The organism is Actinomadura sp. CNU-125, assembly GCF_001942465.1.
Taxonomy (GTDB): domain Bacteria; phylum Actinomycetota; class Actinomycetes; order Streptosporangiales; family Streptosporangiaceae; genus Spirillospora.
This window is the reverse complement of record NZ_MKJY01000373.1, coordinates 1-4010: the sequence shown is the minus strand read 5'-3', so window position 1 is coordinate 4010 and position 4010 is coordinate 1. Positions and strand designations below refer to the sequence as shown.

The 4010-nt window shown below is 73.7% G+C and carries 3 protein-coding genes and 3 pseudogenes; all 6 read left to right on the top strand.

Features of this window, described 5'->3' with window-relative positions:
- A pseudogene (locus BJF79_RS33865) lies at positions 1-387 on the top strand (DUF58 domain-containing protein); the annotation flags it as partial.
- A pseudogene (locus BJF79_RS33860) lies at positions 384-1329 on the top strand (VWA domain-containing protein). The pseudogenes BJF79_RS33865 and BJF79_RS33860, both read left to right, overlap by 4 nt.
- 51 nt (positions 1330-1380) lie before the next feature.
- Positions 1381-2027 (top strand): annotated as a pseudogene (locus BJF79_RS33855) (class I SAM-dependent methyltransferase).
- Positions 2024-2569, top strand: a complete 546-nt coding sequence (locus tag BJF79_RS33850; RefSeq protein WP_075903573.1) for a TrmH family RNA methyltransferase — start codon at positions 2024-2026, stop codon at positions 2567-2569. Before BJF79_RS33855 ends, BJF79_RS33850 begins: the two are co-directional and overlap by 4 nt.
- Before the next feature lie 60 nt (positions 2570-2629).
- Positions 2630-3205, top strand: a complete 576-nt coding sequence (locus BJF79_RS33845; protein ID WP_075903571.1) for a TetR/AcrR family transcriptional regulator — start codon at positions 2630-2632, stop codon at positions 3203-3205.
- Positions 3148-4010 (top strand): MFS transporter (locus tag BJF79_RS65950; protein ID WP_158079372.1); only part of this gene is annotated, 863 nt, incomplete at its 3' end. The genes BJF79_RS33845 and BJF79_RS65950, both read left to right, overlap by 58 nt.

Genomic DNA, 4010 nt, shown 5'->3' with positions numbered 1-4010 from the left:
CCCGACGACCCCGACGCCGCGGGCGGCACCGCGTTCCGGCCGCCCTGGGAACGCCCGCTGCGCCGCCTCGCCGCCCGCCACCAGGTCCTCGCCGTCGAGATCATCGACCCCCGCGAACTCGAACTGCCCGACGTCGGCCTCGTCGAAATGACCGACCCCGAAACCGGCGCCGTCCACGAAATCGTCCTGAACCGCCGCGTCCGCGACCGCTACGCCCGCGCCGCCGCCGCACAACGCGACCGCACCCGCGACGCCCTGCGCCGCTGCGGCGCCCACCACCTGATCCTGCGCACCGACCGCGACTGGATCGCCGACGTCGCCCGGTTCGCCCTCCGCCAGCGCCGCGCCGCCGGCCGGCCCGTCAACACCGCGGGAGTGCGCCCATGACGTTCCTGTCGGCCGAACGCCTCTGGCTGCTGGCCCTCGTCCCGATCCTGGTCGGCCTGTACATCGCACTGCAATGGCGCCGCCGCCGCTACGCCGTCCGCTTCACCAACCTCGCCCTGCTCCAGCAGGTCGCACCACGCCGCCCCGGCTGGCGCCGACACGTCGCCGCCGGCCTCTTCCTGGCCATGATCACCCTGATGATGGTCGGATTCGCCCGGCCCGCCGACGACGTCCGCGTCCCCCGCGACCGCGCCACCATCATGGTCGCGATCGACGTGTCCCTGTCCATGATGGCCCGGGACGTGTCCCCCAGCCGCTTCGACGCCGCCAAATCCTCCGCCAAGCAATTCATCCACGACCTGCCGTCCCGCTTCACGTCGGCGTCGTCGCATTCGCCGGCAACGCCAACCTCGTCGCCGCCCCCTCCGCGACCGCGCCGCCGCGATCGCCTCCATCGACCAGCTCACCCTGGCCAAACGCACCGGGATCGGCGAAGCGGTCTTCACCTCCCTGCAGGCCGTCCGGTCCTTCGACGCCCAAGCCCGCCAAGACCCCCCGCCCGCCCACATCGTCCTGCTGTCCGACGGCGACAACACCACCGGCCGGTCGGTACAGGAAGCCGTCACCGCCAGCCGCGGCGCCGACGTCCCGGTGTCCACCATCGCCTTCGGCACCCCCTACGGCACCGTCACCATCGAAGGCGAAACCACCAGCGTGTCCGTCAACAAGGAAACACTGCGGTTCCTCGCCGACAACACCGAAGGCCACGCCTACGAAGCCGCCGACGCCGGACAGCTCAACGAGGTCTACTCCGACATCGGCACCTCCCTGGGCTACACCACCGAACACCGCGACGTGTCCGCCCGCTACCTCGGCATCGCGCTGCTGTTCGCGCTCGCCGCCGGCGGCGCGTCCCTCGCCTGGTTCTCCCGCCTCCCCTGACCCGGGCGGCGATGCGCGCGGCCGCCCCCCGCACTGGTACGGTCGGCCGACGTGGGGGAGCACTATTTCGCCGAACGGCCCGGCACCGCGAGCCGCCGACGCACCATCGACCTGGTCCTGCCGGACCTGCACCTGCGCCTGGCCACCGACGGCGGCGTGTTCTCCCCCGACCGCGTCGACCCCGGCACCCGCGTCCTGCTGGAAACCGTCCCCCGGCCCGCCCGACGGCGTCCAGCTCGACCTCGGCTGCGGCTACGGCCCCATCGCCCTGACCATGGCCGCCCGCGCCCCCGCCGCCCGCGTATGGGGCGTCGACGTCAACCACCGCCGCCCTCGAACTCGCCGAAGCCAACGCCGCGTCCGCCGCCCTGCCCAACGCCCGGTTCGCGCCCGCCGACGCCCTCGACCCCGCACTGCGATTCGCCGCGATCTGGTCCAACCCCCCGATCCGCATCGGCAAAACCGCCCTCCACGAACTCCTCACCGCGTGGCTGCCGCGCCTGCGGCCCGGCGCCCACGCCCACCTCGTCGTCCAGAAACACCTCGGCTCGGACTCGCTGCAGCGATGGCTGGACGGCCGCGGAATGCCCACCGAACGCATCGCGTCCCGCTCCTCCTACCGCGTCCTGCGCGTCACCGCCCCGAACACCGCCCCGAACACCCCTACGACACCGCCCGTGGAAGGCCCGACCCCATGACCACCCCGCAGGGACGCCGCCAGCTGCGCCCCACCGACGTCAAACGCCTCAACCGCGACTGGCGCCGCCGCACCGACTCCCGCCTGGGCCTGCTCACCGAGTCGGTCACCCAGCCCTTCAACATGGGCTCCATCATCCGCAGCGCCGCCGCGTTCGGCGTCGAACGCCTCTGGCTGGCCGGCAACGCCACCCCGCCCACCCACCGCAACGTCGCCAAAACCGCCCTCGGCACCGAACGGCTCCTGGAATGGGAACACGCCGGCACCGCCGCCGAAGCCGCCGCGACCGTCCGCAAGCAAGGCCTGCGGCTCGTCGCCGTCGAACTCACCGCCGACGCCGTCCCCCTGCACGAAGCACCCCTGGACGGCGACGTGTGCCTCGCCGTCGGCAGCGAAGACCACGGCTGCTCCCCCGCCCTCCTCGCCGCCTGCGACGCCGTCACCTACATCCCCCAGGTCGGACGCGTCGGCTCCTTCAATGTCGCGGTCGCCGCCGCGCTCGCCCTCGCCGAAGCCCGCCGCCGCGAATGGGCCGCCGGCTGACCCCGCCACCATCACCTGACATGCCTGCACCCGAACACCATGGGAAATGAGGGGCGACGGATGCCGCGAGCCGGGGTGACCGCCGAACGCCTGACCCGCGCCGCCGCCGACATGGCCGACCACACCGGCCTGGAGAACGTGACCGCCGCCGCACTCGCCCGCCGCTTCGGCGTCACCACCGCCAGCCTCTACTCCCACATCAAAGGCATCGACGACCTGCGCGCACGCGTCGCCGCCCTCGCCCTGGACGAACTCGCCGACCGGGTCGCCGCCGCACTCGCCGGACGCGCCGGCAAAGACGCCCTCACCGCCTTCGCCAACGCCTACCGCGACTACGCCAAAACCCACCCCGGCCGCTACGCCGCCGCCCAGATGCGCCTCGCCCCCGAAGCCGCCACCCCCCAAGTCGTCACCGCGGGCCGCCGCCACGCCGAACTCACCCGCGCGATCCTGCGCGGCTACGGCGTCCCCGAAAACGAGCAGACCCCCGCCGTACGGCTGCTCGCCGCCGCCTTCCACGGCTACGTCACCCTCGAAAGCGCCGGCGGCTTCGCCCACAGCGGCGACGTCGACACCTCCTGGACACGCGTCCTGGACGCCCTCGACGTCGCCCTCACCAACTGGCCGACCACCTGACACACCCGGGGGCAAGCCCCCGGCATACCCGGCGGCCACCCCCGCCACCGGCCCTCACCGCCCCTTCACCGGCACCCGCCGACGCCCTAAGATCGACCCCGTGCAGTTCCTCTTGTGCGCGTAGGACGCCCCCGCACCGCACCCGCCCCACCCGGTGCGGCACTCCGGCGTCCCCACACACCGCCCGCCCCCGCGGGCCCACCAGAGGAACACCCCCATGTCCTACAGCGCAGTCCTGCGCGCGCCCGCACGCCCGCAGAACCTTCGCACTCACCCTCATCGGCCGCCTCTCCTACGCGACCTCCCCCTTCTCCCTCACCCTCGCCCTCGTCGCCACCACCGGCTCCTACACCACCACCGGCGCCGTCACCGCCCTCTACGGCCTCACCATCTGCGCCCTCAGCCCCCTGCGCGCCCGCCTCATCGACCGGCACGGCCCCCGACGCGTCCTGCCCCCGCTCACCGCCGCCCACGCACTCACCCTCACCGCCCTCGCCGCCGCCACCTGGCGCCACGGCACCCCCGTCCCCGCCCTCGCCGCACTCGCCGTCACCGCCGGAGCCACCGCACCCCCGCTCGGCGTCGTCATGCGCACCCACTGGAACGACCTCCTGCCCGACCGCACCCTCCTGCACCGCGCCCTCAGCCTCGACGGCGTCGCCGAAGAACTCCTCTACGTCACCGGCCCCCTCCTCGCCGCCCTCATCGCCGCCACCGCCACCCCCTCCCTCGGCATCGCCGCGGGCACCCCCCTCATCATCATCGGCACCATCGGCCTCACCACCGCACCCGCCCTCCCCCGCAC